The sequence below is a fragment of the Streptomyces sp. DSM 42067 genome, assembly GCF_055792885.1.
In genome coordinates, this window is the sequence record NZ_CM147706.1 from 2185561 (window position 1) to 2205252 (window position 19692).

The following is a 19692-nucleotide window of genomic DNA, read 5'->3' on the forward strand; positions in this document are numbered from 1 at the left end:
TGGCGGGGAAGACCCCCGAGCCCCCACCACGGCCGCAGAAACTTTCTCCCGCGCTTGCGGCCTCTGCTGTTACGCCAGCCCGGCACGCTCCAGGGCGTCGACGCCGGCCCGCAGGGACGCGATCCGCTCGTCCAGCGTGAAGCCCGCGGGGGCCAGCGTGAGGGTGGTGACCCCGGCCGCGGCGTAGGCACGCATCCGCTCGGCGATGCGGTCCACCGAGCCGAGCAGAGTGGTCTGGTCGATCAGCTGCTGCGGGACAGCGGCGGCCGCGCCCTCCTTGTCGCCGGACAGGTACTTGTCCTGGATCTCGGCGGCCTCCTTCTCGTACCCCATGCGCTGCGCGAGCTGGTTGTAGAAGTTCTGCTTGCGACTGCCCATGCCGCCCACGTAGAGCGCGGTGTACGGGCGGAACAGGTCGGCCAGCGCGGACACGTTCTCGTCCGAGCCGTCCGGGCTCACGGCGATCGGCAGGGTCGGGGCGACGTCGAAGCCCTCCATCGTCAGACCCGCCTTCTCGCGGCCCGCCCGCAGGTGCCGCAGCGCCGTCTCCTCCAGGTGCTCGGCCGACGGGAAGATCAGCAGCGCGCCGTCGGCGATCTCGCCGGTCTGCTCCAGGTTCTTCGGGCCGATCGCCGCGATGTACAGCGGGATGTGCTCGCGCTGCGGGTGCACGGTGAGCTTGATCGGCTTGCCCGGGCCGCCCGGCAGCGGCAGCGTCCAGTGCTCGCCCTCGTACGACAGGCGCTCGCGCGTCATGGCCTTGCGCACGATCTCCACGTACTCACGCGTGCGTGCCAGCGGCTTGTCGAACTTCACGCCGTACCAGCCCTCGGAGACCTGGGGCCCCGAGACGCCGAGGCCCAGCCGGAAGCGGCCGCCGGAGAGCGAGTCCAGGGTCGCCGCGGTCATCGCGGTCATGGCGGGCTGGCGGGCCGGGATCTGGAAGATCGCGGATCCGACGTCGATGCGCTCGGTGTGGGCGGCGACCCAGGTCAGCACGGTGGCGGCGTCGGAGCCGTAGGCCTCGGCCGCCCAGCAGACCGCGTAGCCCAGCCGGTCGGCCTCCTGGGCGACGGCCAGATTGTCCGCGTCCATCCCGGCGCCCCAGTAGCCGAGGTTGATACCGAGCTTCATGGCCGAATCCCCTTACCCATCAGTAACGTCCCTTGTGCCGGAGACCCTAGCGCGCTGGTGCGGCCTGCGTCAGCGATGGGTGGAGCAAGACGGAGCAAGACGGGCGGGAACAAGACGGGCGGGAACAACCCGTGCGCAGGATGTCCATGAGCCGATGTCCGCAGGGCGGGGTCCACACGGCAGTGTCCACGGACGGCGTTGTCCACAGGTGGTTGTCCACAGGGCCACACACGTAGACGTCCGGCCAGTAATCTCAGCGCCCATGGAGCAGAGGCATCTCGGCCGTACCGGCCTGCGTGTGTCCCGCATCGGACTCGGCACCCTGACCTGGGGGCGGGACACCGACGAGCGCGACGCCGCGGACCTGTTGAAGGTCTTCTGGGAGGCGGGCGGCACGCTCGTCGACACCGCCGATGTGTACGGCGACGGCGAGGCCGAGTATCTGCTCGGACAGCTCATGGAAGGTCTGGTTCCGCGGCGGGATCTGGTGATCGCGACCAAGGCGGGCAGTGTGCCGGATCCGGACAGGCGCTTCGACGGCTCGCGCGGCCATCTGCTGGCGGCCCTCGACGCCTCCCTGAGCCGCCTCGGGACCGACTACGTCGACTTGTGGCAGGTGCACGCGTTCGACCCCGAGACGCCCTTGGACGAGACGCTGCAGGCCCTGGACATCGCCGTCAGCAGCGGACGCGCGCGCTATGCGGGCGTGTCGAACTTCTGCGGCTGGCAGCTCGCCAAGGCGGCGACGTGGCAGCTCGCGGGGCCCGGTGTGCGGACGCGGCTGGCCAGTACGCAGATGGAGTACTCCCTGCTGCAGCGCGGCGTCGAGCGGGAGGTGCTGCCCGCGGCGCTGGACCTCGGCGTGGGGTTGCTGCCGTCCTCGCCGCTGGGGCGTGGCGTGCTCACCGGCAAGTACCGGCACGCCACCCCGGCCGACTCCCGCGGCGCCTCCGAACACCTCGCCCCGTTTGTCGCGCCTTACCTGGACGACGCCGCGAGCCGCATCGTCGACGCGGTGGCGACGGCGGCCGACGGGCTCGCCTCGACGCCACTGCAGGTGGCCCTCGCCTGGGTACGGGACCGCCCCGGAGTCGTCGCACCGATCGTCGGCGCCCGCACCGCACAGCAGCTCACCGCGGCATTGTCAGTGGAGACGCTTAGTCTTCCTGACGAGATCTGCGAGGCGCTCGACGACGTGTCGGCGCCGGTGCACCGCTATCCCGACCAGGACTGGAGCACGCTGTGAGTACGGAGCGGGAGTCCGCTGCCGCGATGGGAACCGAGCCGGGGGGTTCCCCGGGCGTCCCGGGGAACCCCGAGGGTGCGGTGGGCCCGGGCGCCGGAGGTGCGGGGGCCGTCGGCGTCCGGACCGCCGGGCCCGGCACGGCCGCCGACTCCGGCGCCGCCTCCGCCGGGGCCGGCGCGGCTGCCCGTGTCGGAGGACCTGGGGACCCGAGGGCCGGAGGGCCGCCTGAAGGCGCGGCAGGGGCCAGGGGCGGTGGCCGCAGCGATGGCGAGGCTGAGCCCTCGGAGGAGCGCGCGGCTCGGCCCGGCGCGGACACTGCTGCGTCGGCACAGCCCGCAGCCCCGGGCGACGGCGAGGCCGAGAGTCGCGCCGAAGCCGGGGCCGCGGCGGACGGCGCTACGGGGGCCGGGGAGCACGACCGGACCCCGGCTGCAGACCGAAGCGGATCGGGAGCCGGCGGCGACGAGGACGAGACCGAGAAGCGCACCCCGGCCGGGGACACTGCGCGCGGCGCGGGCGCGGATGGCGATGCGGCCGTGGACGCTGAGGGTGGCGCGGGTCGTGGTGGAGATGAGGGCGCGGGCGTCGGCGGGGAGATGTCCGATGCCGAGGCCGAGTTGGCGGCGCAGCGGGCCCTTCGGGAGCGGATCGAGAAGCGGAAGGCCGAGAAGCAGGGGCCGGTCACCGCTGGGGCGAAGCTCACCGGGAAGGCAGCTGATCTGCTGGCCGCGGTGCGGGCAGTGGAGAGCGGTGAGCGTCCCGTCGCCCATGTCTTCGACGAGCCGGAACCTGCGCCGCGCAAGCCGGCCCAGGAACCGGTGCGCAGACCCACGCCTGCGTCTACTGCGGCACCCGCGTCGGGTGCGGCGCCCGCGCCGGAGACCGTCGAGGCGGTACGGGAGGTACTGACCGCGGGCGGCGCCCCTGCCGCCCTCGCCGTACCGGCCGCCGCCGCTCTGGGCGACGGTGCGGCCACTCAACTGCGCGCCGACCCTTGGCAGTTGCTCCGGATCGCCGGTGTGCGGCCCGAGCAGGCCGACGGGTTCGCCCAGGCCCTGCTCGGTGCCGAGTGCGGCCCGGACGACGAGCGCAGGGGCCGCGCGATCACCGTATGGCTGCTGGAGCAGGCGGCCCTGGCCGGGCACACGGCCCTCGACGCCGACGAACTCCGCGCCGCGCTCGCGCAACGCTCGGTGACCGATCCGGACGCCGCCGCGCAGAACGCCATCGCGGACGGCGACGTGCTCGTCTTTCAGGACGCACTCGATGCATCCCCCTCCACCGCCGCGCTCCCGCCCTCCGGAGGGGGCGCGGCGGGCGAGGAGGATGCCGAAGGCGAGCGGCCGGTCCGGGTCCTCATCGGCCTCGAGCGCTGTGCACTGGCCGAGGAGAGCCTGGCCGACGGTCTGGCACGGGTGATCAATTCCCTGGTGAAGCCCGATGAGACGGACGTCGCCGCCTGGGAGCGTGCCGCCGGTGCCGCGTCACGCTCCGCCGCGGAGGTGATTCGCGCGGTGGCCGGGCACGGTCTCGTGCTGCACACCGGAGGCGAGGCGGCGCGGGCGGAACCGGCCGCGCTGGTCGCCGCCGCGCGGGCCATGGGCCTGCGCGTGTGTGCTGCCACCCACAGTCCTGACGGGCGGCGCCGCTTCGCCGCTCTCCTCGCCGCCGCGGAGGGCTCGGCGGCGGCCGGCGCGGGGACGGCGGGCGTAGCAGCGGAACAAGGCGAACCGGACGGCGCCGTCGCCACCGTGGCCGGGCTCCTCGCCGGTGCGGAAGGGCCCGGGCGGGACGCCGACGGAGCGTTGGCGGTCGATCTGCTGGTCGTGCTGGACGCACCCCAGCTGGACGTCGAGACCGCGGCGATGGTCGTAGAGTCGCTGCCGGACGGAGCGCGGCTGGTGCTGAGCGGTGACCCGTCCGTCCTGTGGTCGGCCGGCGCGGGCCGCGTCTTCGGGGATCTGCTGGCCGCCCGCGTCTGCCCGCAGATCGCCTCCCGTACGCCCGACCCGGGTCCCATCGGCGAGCTGGTCTCCGGAATCGGCATCGGCGAGCTCAACGAGGTCGGGGCCCCCGGCAAGGAAGTCGTGATCGTGCCGGTGCGGGACCCCGGCGAGGCGGTGCACCGCACGGTGCAGCTGGTCGCCGACTCCGTGCCCAGGGCGATCGGGGTGCCCTCCGAACACACCCAGGTGATCACGCCGGGACATGGCGGCGCGGCAGGTACGCGGGCGTTGAACACGGCGCTGAAGGAGCGGCTGAACCCCGGCCCCGGCCGGTTCGGCGGCTTCGACCCCGGCGACCGCGTCGCATACTCGCCGGCCCTCGGCCGTACGGTGCCGGGGCGCGTGGTGAAGGCCGACGCGGACGGGCTGCACCTGGACTGCGCGGGCACGCCCGTGGTCGTACCGAAGGAGCAGGTGGAGCGCCTCGTGCGGCACGGGTGGGCGCTGACCGCGCACCAGGCGGTGGGACAGCGGTGGCCCGCCGCGGTCGTCGTCCTTCCCGGCGATGCGGCCCAGGCCCTGACCCGTGCCTGGGTATACACAGCCTTCGGCCGCGCCGACCGGCATCTGTCCGTGGTGCACGGGGCGGACCAGGCTCTGCCGCGGGCGGTGGCGGAGATCCCGGCGAAGCCACGGACGACGCGGCTGCAGACACTGATGCGGATGCAGGTTCCCGCCGGGGGTTAGCCAGGCATGGGACGTACCCAAGGCGATGGGGTACCTCCCATGCCCATAAGCAACCCTTGTAGGCAAACCCTGGCGTGGGCCGGGTCTCCCAGGCCCATGCCAAGGATCACGGCTCGGCCCGCAGATCCTCCTCAAGGTCGTCGTCGGAGCCCAGCGGCTCCAGATCGTCGTCCTCGTCGTCCTCCGGCTCGTCGTCGAAGACCGAGCTGACGTCGAAGCGGCACACGACCCGCTGGGGGTCGACCTGTTCGAAGGGGGCGTCCAGCCACTCCCCCGGCTCCGGTGGCTCGTCGGCGACGGTCACCCACAGCGTGGAGTCGCCCTCCTCGAGGCCGAACTCCTTGTGCCGCGATGCGATCTCATCCGGTTCGAACTCACCGAACAGGATGCCCAGCGCACCGTGGGCGGAGCCGTTCGCCGCGCCCCCTGCGGATTCCTCCTCCACGGCCGCGACCCGCTGGGCCTGGGCCATCAGTCGCTGCGGCTCCACCACGGCATAGTCGCGGCGGATCAGCACGCTGAGCGCGTTCGGTTCCTCGGGACCCGTGTACGGCGGCAGCGTGTCCTCCGTGCCGGGGATCTCGAAGGGGGTGACCTCGTCGTAGCGGTCGTAGAGGAGCTCGTCGTACTCCTCGGCCGCCGCGGCCAGCTCGTTGAACGCTTCGTAGACGGCCGGGTCGTCCTCTCCCGACCTGCGCTCGACCGCTGCCAGGTGGCGGTCGAGCGCAGCCTTGACCGCCTCCGCGGCGGCGCGTACCTCGGCAGCGGTGGGCTGCGCAGCATCAGACATACTGCAGACGCTATCCGTACGGAGCCTCTGCCCGCACAATAGATGCGATGCCGGAATACGAATTTGTCGACGTGTACGTACCGCGCGGGGTGTCCCGTAAGGAGACCACACGTCTGCTGACCGACCATGCCGAGTACGGACACTGGGAGCTGGACCGTCTCCGGCTCCACCCGGACGGGAGCCGCAGGGTGCGCTTGCGCCGACGGATCATCCGCCAGGTACGTGCCACGTGGTGACCTGAGACGGCGGAACGGAGCGGGCCCGGCAGCTGCGGGCCCGCTCCGTCCGTTCCGTGCACCACCTCGGTGACATGCGTCACTTGGTGGTCTTCGGTGTGCTGCGCAGGTACGTGCGCGCTCTCGGTTACGCCTGCGCTACTCGCAGTTACGCGGCCGACCGGGCCTTGCGGTAGAGCACGGCACCGGCGAGCAGCGCACCCGCGCCCACCGGAAGGACCATGCCCACCGGCAGCGAACTGCCGGTCGCAGCGAGCTGCTCGGCGCCCTGGGGCGCCGTCACGATGTGCGTCTCCGGCTGGTTGGGGTCGGAGGCGCCCGGGTCCCCGACCGGCGCCTGCGGCTCGTCCGGGTGCGCCGGGTCGGAGGGCGTGTTGCCGCCCGGCGGTGCCGCCTCGTTGCCGTCCGAGGCGTTGCCGCACTCGTTGTCCGCCGCCGCGTTGCCGAGGCCGCCGACGGTGACGTTGTTGCCGCAGACGTTGACCGGCACGTCGACCGGCACCTGGATGTTGTTGCCGGAGCCGATGCCGGGCGAGTCGCTCGCGTGACCGCCCGCCTCCGAGCCGCCGCCGGACGCCTGGCCGTTGCCGTTGTCGCCGTTGTCGTCGGAGACGTTGCCGCAGTCGTTGTCCGCCGCGGGGTTGAGGACCCCGACGACGTTCACCGTGTTCCCGCACACGTTCACCGGGACGTCCACGGGGACCTGGACACTGTTGCCCGAGAGCACGCCGGGCGAGTCGGAAGCGGTCCCGTTCGCTTCCGAGTCGGCGTGTGCGTAGCCGCCGGTCATGGCGATTACGCCGGTCGCGGCTGCCAGGGTGAGGCGTTTGCGCGTGACCTGTCGCATAGGTTTTCCCTGCCTTGTACCTTCCGGAATGCGCACGGGCCCGCTTGCACGTGCGCGGAAGATCCGTCGACCCCGGAGCTCGTCCCGCGAACTCCGGGGCCTAGGACTCAGACCCTCATGGGGTGGTGCACAACGTCAGTCGTTGATGCAGGTGTTGCCGAAGGCGGGGTTCAGCAGCCCGATCACGGAGACGGTGTTGCCACAGACGTTCACCGGCACATGGATCGGGGCCTGAATGACGTTGCCCGAGAGCACGCCGGGCGAGTTCACAGCGGCACCCTGAGCACCGGCGTCGGCAGCGGCAACACCCGCACCCGCGAGTACGAGACCACCCGTGGCAGCCGCGGCAGCGACGACCTTCTTGATCATTCTTCCTCCTCATTGGCAATGCGGTCCCGGTCTCGGACCGCATCATCAGTAACGAGGAGCCGGTAATCGGGCTACGTCCTTATCGTTCCATTCACTCTTTCTGATAACTGCGCACGTATGGCCGATTGTTGGAGTGTCCATTCCTCAGGGCCCTCCAAGCGAATCGGTCAAATACAAGGCGCATACATTGAGTTGACATCGCGTCAGGACGCGTCGATGAACCGGTCCAGTACGCGCACGCCGAACTTGAGCCCCTCGACCGGGACCCGCTCGTCGACCCCGTGGAACATGCCGGCGAAGTCCAGCTCGGGCGGTAGCTGCAGCGGCGCGAAGCCGAAGCAGCGGATGCCGAGATCGTCGAAGGACTTCGCGTCCGTGCCACCGGAGAGCATGTACGGAACGGCCCGCGCGATCGGGTCCTCGGCGCGCAGCGCCGACTGCATCGCGTCGACGAGCGAGCCGTCGAAGTCAGTCTCCAGGGCCTTGTCGCCGTGCACGTCCTCGCGCCGGACGCGCGGTCCGAGGATCCGGTCGAGGTCGGCCAGGAACTCCTCCTCGTACCCCGGCAGGAAGCGCCCGTCCACGTGTGCGGTGGCCTGGCCCGGGATCACGTTCACCTTGTAGCCGGCGCCGAGCATGGTCGGGGCCGCGGAGTTGCGCAGCGTGGCGCCGACCATCTTCGCGATGCCGCCCAGCTTGGCGAGGGTGGCGTCCATGTCCTCGGGGTCGAGTTCGGTGCCGAGCGCGTCGGAGAGTTCGTCGAGGAAGGACCGTACGGTCTTGGTGACGCGCACCGGCCACTTGTGCCGGCCGAGCCGCCCTACCGCCTCGCAGAGCTCCGTGATGGCGTTGTCGTCGTTGGTCATCGAGCCGTGGCCGGCCGTGCCGTCCACGGTGAGCCGCATCCAGTGCATGCCCTTCTGGGCCGTCTCGACGAGGTAGAGACGCAGCTGCTCGTTGACGGTGAAGGAGAAGCCGCCGACCTCGCCGATCGCCTCGGTGACACCCTCGAAGAGGCCGGGGTGCTTGTCGACGAGGTGGCGCGCGCCGTACACACCGCCCGCCTCCTCGTCGGCGACGAAGGCCAGCACGATGTCCCGCGGGGGCTTGCGCCCGCTGCGCAGCCGGTCGCGCACGACCGCGAGGGTCATCGCGTCCATGTCCTTCATGTCGACGGCGCCGCGGCCCCACACGCAGCCGTCGGCGATCTCGCCCGAGAACGGGTGGTGGGTCCAGTCGTGGGCGTTGGCCGGTACGACATCGGTGTGGCCGTGGATGAGGAGTGCGGGCCGCGAGGGGTCCTCGCCCTCGATGCGGGCCACCGTGGAGGAGCGGCCCGGGTGGGACTCGAAGATCTGCGGCTCGAGCCCGACCTCGGCCAGCTTCTCGGCCACGTACTCGGCGGCCTTTCGCTCACCCGGCCCCGAGTGGTCTCCGTAGTTGCTGGTGTCGATCCGGATGAGGTCGCGGCAGAGGTCGACGACCTCGTCCTCGCCGGAAACGGACCCGGCCCTGCTGGCGCCGCTCGACTCGCTCACGCTGCTTCCTCCCGCTGTAGCTGCTGGTGGTACCCCATCCTCCCCCTCGGACGGGCGGGGCCCAAGGCCGGTCCCGGCCCGGTCATGCAGCGTTAACAGCGGCGGTGCCCGTGATCACCTGGTGATCAGGTGGGTGATCAGTCGGGTGATCAGGCACCTCCGAATGTTTGCTATGGTTTTCCACGTCGCCGCGGGAAACCGCGAGAGACCACCAAGTCCGGGTGGCGGAATGGCAGACGCGCTAGCTTGAGGTGCTAGTGCCCTTTATCGGGCGTGGGGGTTCAAGTCCCCCCTCGGACACATCGGCGAACTGCCGGTCACTTCGGTGACCGGCAGTTTTTCGTGTGCTCGGGCATTCGATGTCGCTCCTCCACCGTGTCACTCCTCCACCGTGATGGCGAGGGCGGGGCACTGCGCCGCGGCCTGCCGGACGTCGGCCCAGTGCTCGGCGGGCGGGTCGGCGACGAGCAGCACGACGATGCCGTCCTCGTCGCGCTGGTCGACTGTGCTCAGCCCACGTCGGCCGGAGCGCGACTGCAACCGGCAGACGGCGATGGCAGGAAGTTCCGAGGCCGGCCCGCATGTGCCCTACCGGCCTGCGGAGGCCTCGAGTGCAGACCGCACGGCACGTACGCCCGAGCGGGTGCCGCGCCCCTGCCAGGCACAATGGCCGCATGGCCCGACGCAAGATCCGTCCCTCCGCTCCGGCGGCCCCCGCTCTGTGCCCCTGCGGTTCCGGCACCGCGTACGGCGAATGCTGCGGCCGCCTCCACTCCGGGGCCACCTCGGCGCCGACCGCCGAGGCGCTGATGCGGTCGCGGTACAGCGCGTTCGCGGTACGGGACGAGGCGTATCTGCTGCGGACCTGGCATCCGGAGACGCGGCCGCCGCGGGTGGAGTTCGATCCGGGGATGCGCTGGACGGGCCTGGAGATCGTCGGGACGACCGACGGGTCGGCCTTCCACACCACGGGCACGGTGACCTTCCGTGCGCACTACACGGACGGCGGCCGGCCGGGCGTTCTGCACGAGCGCAGCCGCTTCACGCGGGTCGATGGGGCGTGGGTCTACGTCGACGGGGAGTTCGCCGAATAGCGGGGCGCCCGACTGCCGGTGCCCCGGTCGGAGCCGGCTGGGGCGGGCCGACGTCAGGGCGCCAGGATGTCCAGTTCCTGGAGCGCGCCCACCGCGATCTCGCGGGTGAGCTCCTCGGCGCGGGCCGCGTCGCCTTCCCGTACCGCCTCAGCGACCTGCACATGCAGGCGGACCGCCGGCGGATCGGGGTCCTTGAACATGACCTGGTGGTGGGTGCGGCCGGCCAGTACCTCGGCCACGAGGTCGCCGAGGTGCGCGAACATCTCGTTTCCGGAGGCGTTGAGGATCACCCGGTGGAAGGCGATGTCGTGCACCAGGTACGCCTCCAGCTGCTGGCCGCGCGAGGTGGCGACCATGCCGAGGGCGCACTCGGTGAGTTCCGCACACTGCTCGGGTGTGGCGTTGCGCGCGGCCAGTCCCGCAGCGATGGGTTCGACGGCCGAGCGCAGTACGGTCAGCGAGCGCAGCTGGCGCGGGCGGTCGGCGCCGGCGAGGCGCCAGCGGATGACCTGGGGGTCGTAGACGTTCCACTCCGCGACGGGGCGCACGGTCACGCCCACGCGACGACGGGACTCCACGAGGTGCATCGACTCCAGGACGCGCACCGCCTCGCGCATCACGGAGCGGGACACCTTGAGGCGCTCGGCCAGCTCGTCGGTGCGCAGCACGCTGCCCGGCTGGTACTCCCCGGCGGTGATGGCGGGCCCGAGGGTCTCCAGTACGCGTGCGTGCAGCCCCTGGGCCTGTGTCGTCATGCGGTCAGCGTACGAGGCGCCGGGCCGCGCTCAAAAGTCAGACTTGTACGTCACACTCCCTTGAATTCATCAGACCTTTAAGCTTCAGTTACGTCGACACACGATGTCGATGAAGACAGCGAGGCAACTGATGAGCACCCCCCAGGTCGTCGTGGTCATGGGCGTGGCAGGGACCGGCAAGACGACGATCGGCCCCCTGCTCGCGGCCCGGCTCGGCGTTCCCTACGCCGAGGGCGACGACTTCCACCCCGAGTCCAACATCGCCAAGATGTCGGCCGGGACGCCATTGACGGACGACGACCGCTGGCCCTGGCTCGACGCCATCGGCGCCTGGGCGCACGGCAGGGACGGTCTAGGTGGTGTCGTCAGCAGCTCGGCGTTGAAGCGGAGTTATCGCGACCGCTTGCGCGCCGCCGCTCCCGGCGTCGTCTTCGTCCACCTCGCCGGCGACCGGAAGCTCATCGAGGACCGCATGTCGCACCGGCAGGGCCACTTCATGCCGACCGCCCTGCTGGACTCCCAGTTCGCCACGCTCCAGCCGCTGGAGCCGGACGAGGCGGGCGTCGCCGTCGATGTGTCGGGCAGCCCGGACGAGATCACCGACCGGGCGGTCGAAGCGCTCCGCGCCTTCGCGCGGCAGCAGCCGGCCGAGTAGCACCAGCCCTCACCCCGTTCCCGGTCCGGTGAGCGGGCGGCCGCGCCTGCCTGCTCGGACCGCCACACCTCCCCACCCCCGAACCCCCCAACTCATGCAAGGGATCAGACCGTGACCAGTCTCAGCGTCGAGACGCTTGCAGCGGACGCCGTCGAGCCGATCACCTCGGCCGGCCATGCCCAGCTCGGCATAGCCGTCCTCGCGGGCATCGCCGTCATCGTCCTGCTCATCACGAAGTTCAAGCTCCATGCGTTCCTGGCGCTGACCATCGGGTCACTCGCGCTCGGCGCCTTCGCGGGCGCCCCGCTCGACAAGGCCATCGCGAGCTTCACCACCGGCCTGGGCTCCACCGTGGCGGGCGTGGGCGTGCTGATCGCGCTGGGCGCGATCCTCGGCAAGCTGCTGGCCGACTCCGGCGGCGCGGACCAGATCGTCGACACGATCCTCGCCAAGGCGAGCGGGCGCACCATGCCCTGGGCAATGGTGCTGATCGCCTCCGTGATCGGGCTGCCGCTCTTCTTCGAGGTCGGCATCGTGCTGCTGATCCCCGTGGTGCTGATGGTCGCCAAGCGCGGCAACTACTCGCTGATGCGCATCGGCATCCCGGCGCTCGCCGGCCTGTCGGTGATGCACGGCCTCATCCCGCCGCACCCCGGCCCGCTCGTCGCCATCGACGCGGTCAAGGCCAACCTCGGCGTGACGCTGGCCCTCGGCATCGTCGTCGCCATCCCGACCGTGATCATCGCGGGTCCGCTGTTCTCGAAGTACGCGGCCCGCTGGGTGGACGTACCGGTGCCGGAGCGGATGACCCAGCAGCGCCCGTCCGAGGACCTGGACAAGCGCCCCGGCTTCGGCATCACCCTCGCCACGGTGCTGCTGCCCGTCGTGCTCATGCTGGCCAAGGCCCTGGTGGACATCGTCATCGACGACCCCGAGAACTCCGTACAGCGGGTCTTCGATGTCATCGGTTCGTCGATGTTCGCGCTGCTCGCCGCAGTGATCGTCGGCATCTTCACGCTGGGCCGCGCCGCCGGATTCACCAAGGAGCGGATCTCCTCCACCGTCGAGACGTCGCTCGCACCGATCGCGGGGATCCTGCTGATCGTCGGCGCGGGCGGCGGCTTCAAGCAGACGCTGATCGACTCGGGCGTGGGCCAGATGGTCCTGGACATCTCCAAGGACTGGTCGATTCCGGCGCTGCTGCTCGCCTGGCTGATCGCGGTGGCGATCCGTCTCGCGACCGGCTCGGCGACCGTGGCGACGATCTCCGCGGCCGGACTGGTCGCGCCGCTGGCCGCCGACATGTCGACCACGCACGCGGCCCTGCTGGTGCTGGCGATCGGTGCGGGTTCGCTCTTCTTCAGCCACGTCAACGACGCCGGTTTCTGGCTCGTCAAGGAGTACTTCGGGCTGAGCGTCGGCCAGACCGTCAAGACCTGGTCCGTGATGGAGACGATCATCTCGGTGGTGGCGGGAGCCCTGGTGCTGCTGCTGTCCTTGATCATCTAGCGCCCGGCCGACACGGCGTTCGCGGCGACGGTGAGACCCCACGACGATGGGTTCTCACCGTCGCCGTTCGCATGACGGGCGATGAGACCACCGCGCCTACGGCCGCCACAGCGGATGTTCGCGTTTCGCCCACTCCCGGTCCACGGAACCCGTACGCAGTCCGCGGCGGGCCTCAGGGTCGGCGAGGGCCATACCGATGTGGCCGGCCAGGACGATGCCGATCGCCAGGGCGAGCCAGTCGTGGACGAAGGTCGCGCCGGTGCGCCACACCAGCGGGGTGGTGGGGGTCCCCCTTTCTCCCAGACGGATCCGGGAGATTCTCCCCTGGATCGCTGCGGGGCGTTTCACAGGTCATGCCTGTACGGCGACGCCCCCCCCGGCCGCCGGAGCAAGTGCGGGTCTCGCTCGGGTCGTTGGAGACTTGGCTGTCGCCCCCTGACCGAGCACGGAGCGTACCGGATGCCATACGGACCGATAGATATGGCGGTATTCCCGATCAGGCTGGCACTACATCAGAGGTGGACGTACATCGGTGCCACATAGAGCGGGCGGGACCGCCGTGCGAGTGGCTCACGGGCTTGTCCGCATCCGCAGGGCCACCAGGACATCCCGTGCCCCTCTTCTTCGAGCTCTTCGAGCTCGGGGGTTGTTCCGAGGTCGCCCATCGATTCGAACACCCGCGGGCCCTGGAGAGCAGAGGCCGCGGGTGTTCGTCGGACTTCTGTCATCTCGCTACAGCGTCATCGCGAGACTTCGTACTCCGCCGCCTTCTCGAGCTGGAACGCCTCGTTCCCCAGGCCGATACGCGCATGCGCCTCCGGCCTCCGGCTGCGGAGCACCGCGCCGTGGACGAGCCCGATCACGGCGGCCAGCGCGATGATGCCGGGCAGCACCCAGCTGAGCGACGAATCCGGGCCCGCGCCGACGAGGACGTCGAAGTCCTTGACGGTGTAGACCGCGATGACGAGCAGGGCGATCCCGGCGACCGCGGACGCGGCCAGGCGCCAGGCCTGGGCGCGCGCGGCGCCCCGGCGGGCGAAGAAGACGATGACGGCGAGCGACGCGGTGGCCATCAGCAGGATGACGCCGAGCGCGCCGACGTTGCCCATCCAGGTGAACAGGTGCAGCACGGGCGCCGTCGGATCGCCGGCCGCGCCCTTGTCGGTGATCGCGAAGGCCCCGACGACCACCACGGAGATCGCGGTCTGCAGCAGCGAACCGGTGCCGGGCGCGCCACTGGCGCTGTTGGTACGGCCGAAGGCGGCGGGCAGCAGGCCCTCGCGGCCCATGGCGAAGGCGTACCGGGCGACGACGTTGTGGAAGCTGAGCATCGCGGCGAACATGCCGGTGACGAACAGGACGTGCAGGACGTCGGTGAAGGTGGCGCCGAGGGTGTTCTCTGTGAGGAAGAACAGCAGGCCGGCACTCTGCTTCTGAGCGGCCGCGACGATGCCGGACGGGCCCGTGGCGACGGTGAGCGCCCAGCAGCTGAGGGCGAAGAAGACGGCGACGAACCCGATCGCGAGGAACATCACGCGGGCCACGACGACGTGGGGACGGCTTGTCTCCTCGGCGTAGACAGGCGCCTGTTCGAAGCCGAGGAAGGCCGCGACGCAGAAGCACAGTGCGGTACCGAGGCCCGCACCGGTCAGGGTTTCGGGGTTGAACGCCTGCAGCGACAGGCCTTCCTTGGCGGGGTCGGCGACCGCCGCGATGTCGAAGATCACGACGAGCGCCACCTCGATGACCAGCAGCACGCCGAGCACGCGCGCGTTGAGGTCGATCTTCAGCCAGCCCAGGGCGCCGACGACGAGCGCGGCCGCGAGGGCGGGGATCCACCAGGCGACCTCCGTCTCGAGGTAGGTGGCGAACAGCCCGGAGACCTCGAAACCGAAGATGCCGTAGACGCCGACCTGCAGCGCGCTGTAGGCGACGAGTGCGACCAGCGCCGCTCCCGAGCCCGCCGTGCCGCCCAGGCCGCGCGATATGTACGCGTAGAAGGCACCTGCGTTGTGGACGTGCCGGCTCATCTCGGCGTACCCGAAGCTGAACAGCGCCAGCACCACGCCCAGAATGACGAAGAGCAGGGGCTGTCCGACGATCCCCATCACGCCGAATGTGGTGGGCATGACACCCGCGACGACCATGAGGGGTGCCGTGGCGGCGAGCACGGACAGCAGCAGCCCTGCCGTGCCGAGGCGGTCGGCGCGCAGGGCACGCTCCTGCCCCTTGTAGGTTCTGATCTCGCTCGTGCTCGAACTGCCCGTGGTCATGACGGGGGTTGTCCTTTCGCGGCAGACGACTTGCGGATGAGGAACGGCTGGGAAGGAACGGCGGGCGGGTGCGGGCTAGGCGGTGCCGAGTGCGATGTTGCGCGCGGTGCGGAAGGCGTCGTACGGATCCCGGTCCGGGTACGACCAGGGAGCCCGGGTCGCATGCGGTCCGATGCGGTGGAACAGCGCGGCCGCCTCGGCGGGACGGCCCTCGCAGACCTTCGCGTGGGCGAGGAAGTTCAGATCGATGCGGTTGCGGGGGTGGTCGTCGCGCTCCCACTCCAGCCACCAGTCGAATGCCGCCTTCATGACCTGGCGGGCCCGGCGTCCCGTCCAGTGCCGGGAGGACGCCGGGTCGCGGGGTTCCGTGCCGGCGGTGGCAAGAACGCGGTAGCGCTCGGCGTGCGCGACGACGGGCAGGATGGCCAGCGGAGAGTCCTCAGGCGCCTGTTCGGCGGCCCAGGACGCGAAGTCGTACACCTCGTGCATCGGGTCCTGGCCGGCTTCGACGTGCCGTTCCGCCAGGCGGGCCACCATCAGATGGTGGGCATGGTGGTGGTCCGGGTGGCGGTGGCGGACCTCGTCGAAGAGCCGCACGACATCCTCCTCGCGGCCCGTCGCGCGCTCGAGGATCAGCAGCGAGAGCCAGGGCGTCGGGTCGTCCGGGACGAGTGCGGCCGCGGCGTGGCATGCCTTGCGTACGTGGTCGGGGCGCTCCTTGCCGTTCAGTGCGCGGAAGACCATGGCGCAGGCCTGGAGGAGGGCCGCGTCGGCCGACTCGGGCTCCGCCAGCCGCCACTCGCGGGACCAGGCGGCGGTGCTGGGCTCCTGGGCGAGGACGGTGATCCGGTGGCCGCGGCGGTCCCAGTCGTCGCCGGTGGCCGCGAGCAGCGAGCGGACGGCGGTCCAGCGGCCCTGGGCCAGGGCGGTACGGGCGGAGGCGAGTTCCGTGTCGTCCAGCGCGGGGTCGAATGCGTGTTCTGTCCGCTTGCGGGCACGGCCGAAGGGGGGTGGGGACACCGTGGGTTCCTTTATGACACGGCTGCGCGCGGTTATGGCACGGTGTGCCAGCGGTGATCACGGACAGCAAAGCGGAGGGGATTCTTTCCGTCAAGGGCGCCTTGGTGCCTACTCGTGTCAACTGGGCGGGTTTGCTCCACCGGTCAACACGAGTAGGACGCACCCCTGCCCCCAGCGGGTATCCGTTAGGCCACCGCCCTCGCCGCCGCCCGCCCCGCCGTTCGGCCCGAGAAGAGGCAGCCGCCGAGGAACGTGCCCTCAAGGGAGCGGTAGCCGTGGACTCCGCCGCCGCCGAAGCCGGCGGCCTCGCCCGCGGCGTACACGCCGGGCAGCGGTTCGCCGCCCTCCCTCAGCACCCGCGACGACAGGTCCGTCTCCAGGCCGCCGAGCGTCTTGCGGGTCAGGATGTTCAGGCGTACGGCGATCAGCGGGCCCGCCTTCGGGTCGAGGATGCGGTGCGGGGTCGCCGTGCGGATGAGCTTGTCGCCGAGGTAGTTGCGGGCGCCGCGGATCGCGGTCACCTGGAGGTCCTTGGTGAAGGGGTTGGTGATCTCGCGGTCGCGTGCGGTGAGGGTGCGCCGCAGGTGCGCCTCGTCGATCAGCGGTTCCTCGGTGAGGGCGTTCATGCCGCGTACCAGCGCGGTGAGGTCCTTCTCCACGACGAAGTCGACACCGTGGTCCATGAACGCCTTGACCGGACCCGGGACGTCGGCGCGGGCCCGCCCGATGACATCGCGGACGGACTTGCCCGTCAGATCCGGGTTCTGCTCGGAGCCGGAGAGCGCGAACTCCTTGCCGATGATCTTCTGGTCGAGGACGAACCACGTGTGGTCGAACCCGGTCTTCATGATGTGCTCGAGCGTGCCCAGAGTGTCGAAGCCCGGGAAGAGCGGCACCGGCAGCCGGTTGCCGCGCGCGTCGAGCCAGAGGGACGAGGGGCCGGGCAGGATGCGTATGCCGTGCTTGTTCCAGATGGGGTTCCAGTTCTCGATGCCCTCGGTGTAGTGCCACATGCGGTCGCGGTTGATGAGGCGGGCGCCCGCCTTCTCGGCGATCCCGAGCATCAGGCCGTCGACGTGCGCGGGAACACCGGAGAGCATCGTGGCGGGCGGCTCGCCGAGGCGCTTCGGCCAGTTGGCGCGTACGAGATCGTGGTTGCCGCCGATGCCGCCGGAGGTGACGATCACGGCTTGGGCCCGGAGTTCGAAGGAGCCGGTGACCGCCCGGCTGCTCTCCTGGCCGCGCTCGATGTCCGAGGGTTCCAGGATCTCGCCGCTGACGGTGTCGACCGCGCCCGCGCTGCGTGACAGGCCCGTCACGCGGTGGCGGAACCTCAGCTGCACCAGCCCTCGCGCGACACCTTCCCGTACGCGCCGCTCGAACGGCGCGACGAGGCCGGGACCCGTGCCCCAGGTGATGTGGAAGCGCGGTACGGAGTTGCCGTGCCCGTTCGCGTCGTAGCCCCCGCGCTCCGCCCAGCCCACGACCGGGAAGAACCGCACACCCTGACCGTGCAGCCAGGCCCGCTTCTCACCGGCCGCGAAGTCGACGTACGCCTCGGCCCACTTCCGCGGCCAGTGGTCCTCGTCACGGTCGAAGGCGGCCGTGCCCATCCAGTCCTGGAGGGCCAGCTCATGGCTGTCCCTGATGCGCATGCGGCGCTGCTCGGGAGAGTCGACGAAGAAGAGGCCGCCGAAGGACCAGTGGGCCTGGCCGCCGATCGACTGCCCGGGCTCCTGGTCGAGGAGGATGACCTTGCGTCCCGCGTCGACGAGCTCCGCGGTCGCCGCGAGCCCGGCGAGACCCGCCCCGATCACGATCACATCTGCGTCGTAGGCCATGAGCCTCGTCCCCTCGTCGAATGTCAGTGGGCGACATTCTTACCGGTCGGTCCGATCTTCGGGAACGGAGGTGACCGAGTCTTGGGGAACGGACGTGACCGAGTCTTGGGACGGACGTGACCGAGCCAACTGCGGGGCGCCCGGAGGGGAGCTATCGTCAGGCTGGTACCCCGGCACGGCCGTGACGCGCCCGTGGCCGGACCCGAGTCTTGAGGTGCTGCGTGTCGGTTCTGGTTCTCGTCCTCGCCGTGTCAGCGGCCTGCTGCCTGGGCCTCGGATACGTCCTGCAGCAGAACGCGGCGCAGCACGCCCCGCTGAGCGACTTCCTCTCGCCTCGCCTCCTGCTCGACCTGATGCGTATGCCGCGATGGCTGGCCGGGATCGGGCTCATGGTGTGCGGCATGGTGCTGGGCGCGTTCGCTCTGGGCAATGGCGAGCTGTCCCTGGTCGAGCCCCTGCTGGCCACGAACCTGCTCTTCGCGATGGCCCTCTCCCGCCGGCAGACCGGGCAGCCGCTGGGCCGCCAGGGCTGGGCGGGCCTCGCTCTGCTCGCAGGCGGCGTGACGGCGTTCATCCTGGCGGGACAGCCGACCGGCGGTGACGACGTCGCCGGTCCGCTGCGGCAGTGGCTGATCATCGGGCTGATGGTCGCTGCCGCCCTGGTGCTGACGGTGTTCGCGAAGCGGTCGTGGCTCCGTGCGGGGCCGGCCCTGCTGGCGGCGGCGGCCGGACTGCTGTACGGCGTGCAGGACGCGCTGACCCGGGTGAGCGGGCAGCGGTTCACGGAAGGCGGCTGGCTCTTCCTCTTCACGGGCTGGCAGCCGTACGCCGTGCTGGCACTGGGCGTCGTCGGGCTCATCCTGGTCCAGAGCGCCTTCGAGACGGCTTCGCTGCGGATGTCCCTGCCCGCGTTGACGGCCGCCCAGCCGCTGGCCGGCATCGCGTGCGGCGTCGGCTTCCTCGGCGACCAGCTGCGCACGGACGCGGGCGCACTGGCGTGGCAGGCGGCGGGTCTCGCGGCGGTCGTCGCCGGCATCGTGCTGCTCGGGATCCATCCCGCCATGCCGCGGGGCGGGGCGCCGGTGGAGCGTGTACCGGATGTGCAGCCCAGCTGAGCCCAGCCCACGCGAGTGGTGGCAGCCTGAGAAGATGCCGCTGTGAGTGACGCCATGAGTGCCGCGGACGAGCTGCTGGACATCGTCGACGAGGACGACCGGGTCGTGGCGCAGGTGCCGCGCGGCGAGGCGTATGCGCGAGGTCTGCGGCACCGCTGCGTGTTCATTCAGGCGCGGGACGCCGAGGGCCGGATCTTCGTGCATCGCCGTACGCCGACGAAGCTGGTCTTCCCGTCGATGTATGACATGTTCGTCGGCGGGGTCGTGGGGGCGAGCGAGTCGTACGACGCGGCGGCGCTGCGCGAGGCCGAGGAGGAGCTCGGCGTCTCGGGGCTGCCGCGCCCTGTGCCGCTGTTCAAGTTCCTGTACGACGGTGGCGACGGGCAGAGCTGGTGGTCGTCCGTGTACGAGGTCCGCTGCGAGCTGCCGGTCAGCCCGCAGGTCGAGGAGGTCGCCTGGCACGGCTTCCTCACCGACCCCGAGCTGGAGCGGCGGCTCACCGAGTGGGCGTGGGTGCCGGACGGTCTGGCGGCGTACGAGCGCCTGAAGGCATATCGGGCGGGTCGCCCGAGCTGAG

Annotated in this window: 18 protein-coding genes, 1 tRNA gene and 1 pseudogene; 9 read left to right on the top strand and 11 right to left on the bottom strand. The window is 71.0% G+C overall.

Annotated features, from left to right (window positions below):
- Positions 1 to 69: 69 nt before the first annotated feature.
- Complete coding sequence (locus ACSMXV_RS10335) at positions 70 to 1134, bottom strand: LLM class F420-dependent oxidoreductase (RefSeq protein WP_473177371.1); 1065 nt, start codon at positions 1132 to 1134, stop codon at positions 70 to 72.
- 262 nt (positions 1135 to 1396) lie between these two features.
- Here ACSMXV_RS10335 and ACSMXV_RS10340 point away from each other — a divergent pair, with 262 nt between their 5' ends.
- Together ACSMXV_RS10340 and ACSMXV_RS10345 are read left to right on the top strand one after the other, a co-directional pair.
- Positions 1397 to 2380 (top strand): aldo/keto reductase, encoded by a 984-nt coding sequence (locus tag ACSMXV_RS10340; protein WP_473177372.1) that lies wholly within the window; start codon positions 1397 to 1399, stop codon positions 2378 to 2380.
- A gap of 26 nt (positions 2381 to 2406) precedes the next feature.
- Positions 2407 to 5073 carry a helix-hairpin-helix domain-containing protein gene (locus ACSMXV_RS10345; protein ID WP_473177373.1) on the top strand — a complete coding sequence of 889 codons (2667 nt, stop codon included), beginning with the start codon at positions 2407 to 2409 and terminating at the stop codon, positions 5071 to 5073.
- Positions 5074 to 5179: 106 nt separating this feature from the next.
- On the opposite strand, the gene ACSMXV_RS10350 is transcribed toward ACSMXV_RS10345, so the two are convergent.
- A complete protein-coding gene (locus tag ACSMXV_RS10350; protein ID WP_473177374.1) occupies positions 5180 to 5863 on the bottom strand; it encodes a hypothetical protein in 684 nt (227 codons plus the stop codon).
- A 47-nt stretch (positions 5864 to 5910) separates the two neighbouring features.
- Between ACSMXV_RS10350 and ACSMXV_RS10355 the strand changes: the two genes are divergently transcribed.
- Complete coding sequence (locus tag ACSMXV_RS10355) at positions 5911 to 6099, top strand: DUF5703 family protein (protein WP_067272272.1); 189 nt, start codon at positions 5911 to 5913, stop codon at positions 6097 to 6099.
- A 148-nt stretch (positions 6100 to 6247) separates the two neighbouring features.
- Here ACSMXV_RS10355 and ACSMXV_RS10360 read toward each other — a convergent pair whose 3' ends face one another.
- The 3 genes from ACSMXV_RS10360 to ACSMXV_RS10370 form a co-directional block, all read right to left on the bottom strand.
- A complete protein-coding gene (locus ACSMXV_RS10360; protein WP_473177375.1) occupies positions 6248 to 6946 on the bottom strand; it encodes a chaplin in 699 nt (232 codons plus the stop codon).
- 135 nt (positions 6947 to 7081) lie between these two features.
- Positions 7082 to 7315: a chaplin ChpH gene (chpH, locus tag ACSMXV_RS10365; protein WP_181657366.1), complete on the bottom strand. Its 234-nt coding sequence runs from the start codon at positions 7313 to 7315 to the stop codon at positions 7082 to 7084.
- A gap of 203 nt (positions 7316 to 7518) precedes the next feature.
- Positions 7519 to 8853 carry a M20/M25/M40 family metallo-hydrolase gene (locus ACSMXV_RS10370; RefSeq protein WP_473177376.1) on the bottom strand — a complete coding sequence of 445 codons (1335 nt, stop codon included), beginning with the start codon at positions 8851 to 8853 and terminating at the stop codon, positions 7519 to 7521.
- A gap of 215 nt (positions 8854 to 9068) precedes the next feature.
- Between ACSMXV_RS10370 and ACSMXV_RS10375 the strand changes: the two genes are divergently transcribed.
- Positions 9069 to 9153, top strand: a tRNA-Leu gene (locus tag ACSMXV_RS10375).
- A gap of 78 nt (positions 9154 to 9231) precedes the next feature.
- Here the strand turns inward: ACSMXV_RS10375 and ACSMXV_RS10380 are convergent.
- Complete coding sequence (locus ACSMXV_RS10380; RefSeq protein ID WP_473177377.1) at positions 9232 to 9393, bottom strand: ferredoxin; 162 nt, start codon at positions 9391 to 9393, stop codon at positions 9232 to 9234.
- A gap of 134 nt (positions 9394 to 9527) precedes the next feature.
- Between ACSMXV_RS10380 and ACSMXV_RS10385 the strand changes: the two genes are divergently transcribed.
- On the top strand, positions 9528 to 9947 hold the full coding sequence (locus tag ACSMXV_RS10385) for a YchJ family protein (RefSeq protein ID WP_473177378.1): 420 nt from the start codon (positions 9528 to 9530) through the stop codon (positions 9945 to 9947).
- A gap of 53 nt (positions 9948 to 10000) precedes the next feature.
- Here the strand turns inward: ACSMXV_RS10385 and ACSMXV_RS10390 are convergent, their stop codons facing one another.
- Positions 10001 to 10702, bottom strand: coding sequence for a FadR/GntR family transcriptional regulator (locus ACSMXV_RS10390; RefSeq protein WP_473177379.1), 702 nt, complete (start codon positions 10700 to 10702; stop codon positions 10001 to 10003).
- Between the two features lie 130 nt (positions 10703 to 10832).
- Between ACSMXV_RS10390 and ACSMXV_RS10395 the strand changes: the two genes are divergently transcribed.
- Together ACSMXV_RS10395 and ACSMXV_RS10400 are read left to right on the top strand one after the other, a co-directional pair.
- Complete coding sequence (locus ACSMXV_RS10395; RefSeq protein WP_473177380.1) at positions 10833 to 11357, top strand: gluconokinase; 525 nt, start codon at positions 10833 to 10835, stop codon at positions 11355 to 11357.
- A gap of 111 nt (positions 11358 to 11468) precedes the next feature.
- Positions 11469 to 12866, top strand: a complete 1398-nt coding sequence (locus ACSMXV_RS10400) for a GntT/GntP/DsdX family permease (protein WP_473177381.1) — start codon at positions 11469 to 11471, stop codon at positions 12864 to 12866.
- Positions 12867 to 12962: 96 nt separating this feature from the next.
- On the opposite strand, the pseudogene ACSMXV_RS10405 reads toward ACSMXV_RS10400, so the two are convergent.
- The 4 genes and pseudogenes from ACSMXV_RS10405 to ACSMXV_RS10420 form a co-directional block, all read right to left on the bottom strand.
- A pseudogene (locus tag ACSMXV_RS10405) lies at positions 12963 to 13154 on the bottom strand (cytochrome b/b6 domain-containing protein); the annotation flags it as partial.
- A gap of 452 nt (positions 13155 to 13606) precedes the next feature.
- Positions 13607 to 15139 carry an APC family permease gene (locus ACSMXV_RS10410; RefSeq protein ID WP_473177382.1) on the bottom strand — a complete coding sequence of 511 codons (1533 nt, stop codon included), beginning with the start codon at positions 15137 to 15139 and terminating at the stop codon, positions 13607 to 13609.
- 75 nt (positions 15140 to 15214) lie between these two features.
- Complete coding sequence (locus ACSMXV_RS10415) at positions 15215 to 16159, bottom strand: hypothetical protein (protein ID WP_473177383.1); 945 nt, start codon at positions 16157 to 16159, stop codon at positions 15215 to 15217.
- Positions 16160 to 16344: 185 nt separating this feature from the next.
- Positions 16345 to 18000, bottom strand: coding sequence for an FAD-binding dehydrogenase (locus tag ACSMXV_RS10420; RefSeq protein ID WP_473177384.1), 1656 nt, complete (start codon positions 17998 to 18000; stop codon positions 16345 to 16347).
- A 221-nt stretch (positions 18001 to 18221) separates the two neighbouring features.
- Between ACSMXV_RS10420 and ACSMXV_RS10425 the strand changes: the two genes are divergently transcribed.
- Complete coding sequence (locus ACSMXV_RS10425; RefSeq protein ID WP_473177385.1) at positions 18222 to 19115, top strand: DMT family transporter; 894 nt, start codon at positions 18222 to 18224, stop codon at positions 19113 to 19115.
- Between the two features lie 54 nt (positions 19116 to 19169).
- Positions 19170 to 19691 (top strand): NUDIX domain-containing protein, encoded by a 522-nt coding sequence (locus tag ACSMXV_RS10430; RefSeq protein ID WP_473178882.1) that lies wholly within the window; start codon positions 19170 to 19172, stop codon positions 19689 to 19691.
- Position 19692: the final 1 nt, after the last annotated feature.

Coding starts and splice junctions, on each gene's coding strand:
- ACSMXV_RS10335 (WP_473177371.1), bottom strand. CDS start 1,134: ATGAAGCTCGGTATCAACCTCGGCTACTGGGGCGCCGGGATGGACGCG.
- ACSMXV_RS10340 (WP_473177372.1), top strand. CDS start 1,397: ATGGAGCAGAGGCATCTCGGCCGTACCGGCCTGCGTGTGTCCCGCATC.
- ACSMXV_RS10345 (WP_473177373.1), top strand. CDS start 2,407: ATGGGAACCGAGCCGGGGGGTTCCCCGGGCGTCCCGGGGAACCCCGAG.
- ACSMXV_RS10350 (WP_473177374.1), bottom strand. CDS start 5,863: ATGTCTGATGCTGCGCAGCCCACCGCTGCCGAGGTACGCGCCGCCGCG.
- ACSMXV_RS10355 (WP_067272272.1), top strand. CDS start 5,911: ATGCCGGAATACGAATTTGTCGACGTGTACGTACCGCGCGGGGTGTCC.
- ACSMXV_RS10360 (WP_473177375.1), bottom strand. CDS start 6,946: ATGCGACAGGTCACGCGCAAACGCCTCACCCTGGCAGCCGCGACCGGC.
- chpH (WP_181657366.1), bottom strand. CDS start 7,315: ATGATCAAGAAGGTCGTCGCTGCCGCGGCTGCCACGGGTGGTCTCGTA.
- ACSMXV_RS10385 (WP_473177378.1), top strand. CDS start 9,528: ATGGCCCGACGCAAGATCCGTCCCTCCGCTCCGGCGGCCCCCGCTCTG.
- ACSMXV_RS10390 (WP_473177379.1), bottom strand. CDS start 10,702: ATGACGACACAGGCCCAGGGGCTGCACGCACGCGTACTGGAGACCCTC.
- ACSMXV_RS10395 (WP_473177380.1), top strand. CDS start 10,833: ATGAGCACCCCCCAGGTCGTCGTGGTCATGGGCGTGGCAGGGACCGGC.
- ACSMXV_RS10410 (WP_473177382.1), bottom strand. CDS start 15,139: ATGACCACGGGCAGTTCGAGCACGAGCGAGATCAGAACCTACAAGGGG.
- ACSMXV_RS10420 (WP_473177384.1), bottom strand. CDS start 18,000: ATGGCCTACGACGCAGATGTGATCGTGATCGGGGCGGGTCTCGCCGGG.
- ACSMXV_RS10430 (WP_473178882.1), top strand. CDS start 19,170: ATGAGTGCCGCGGACGAGCTGCTGGACATCGTCGACGAGGACGACCGG.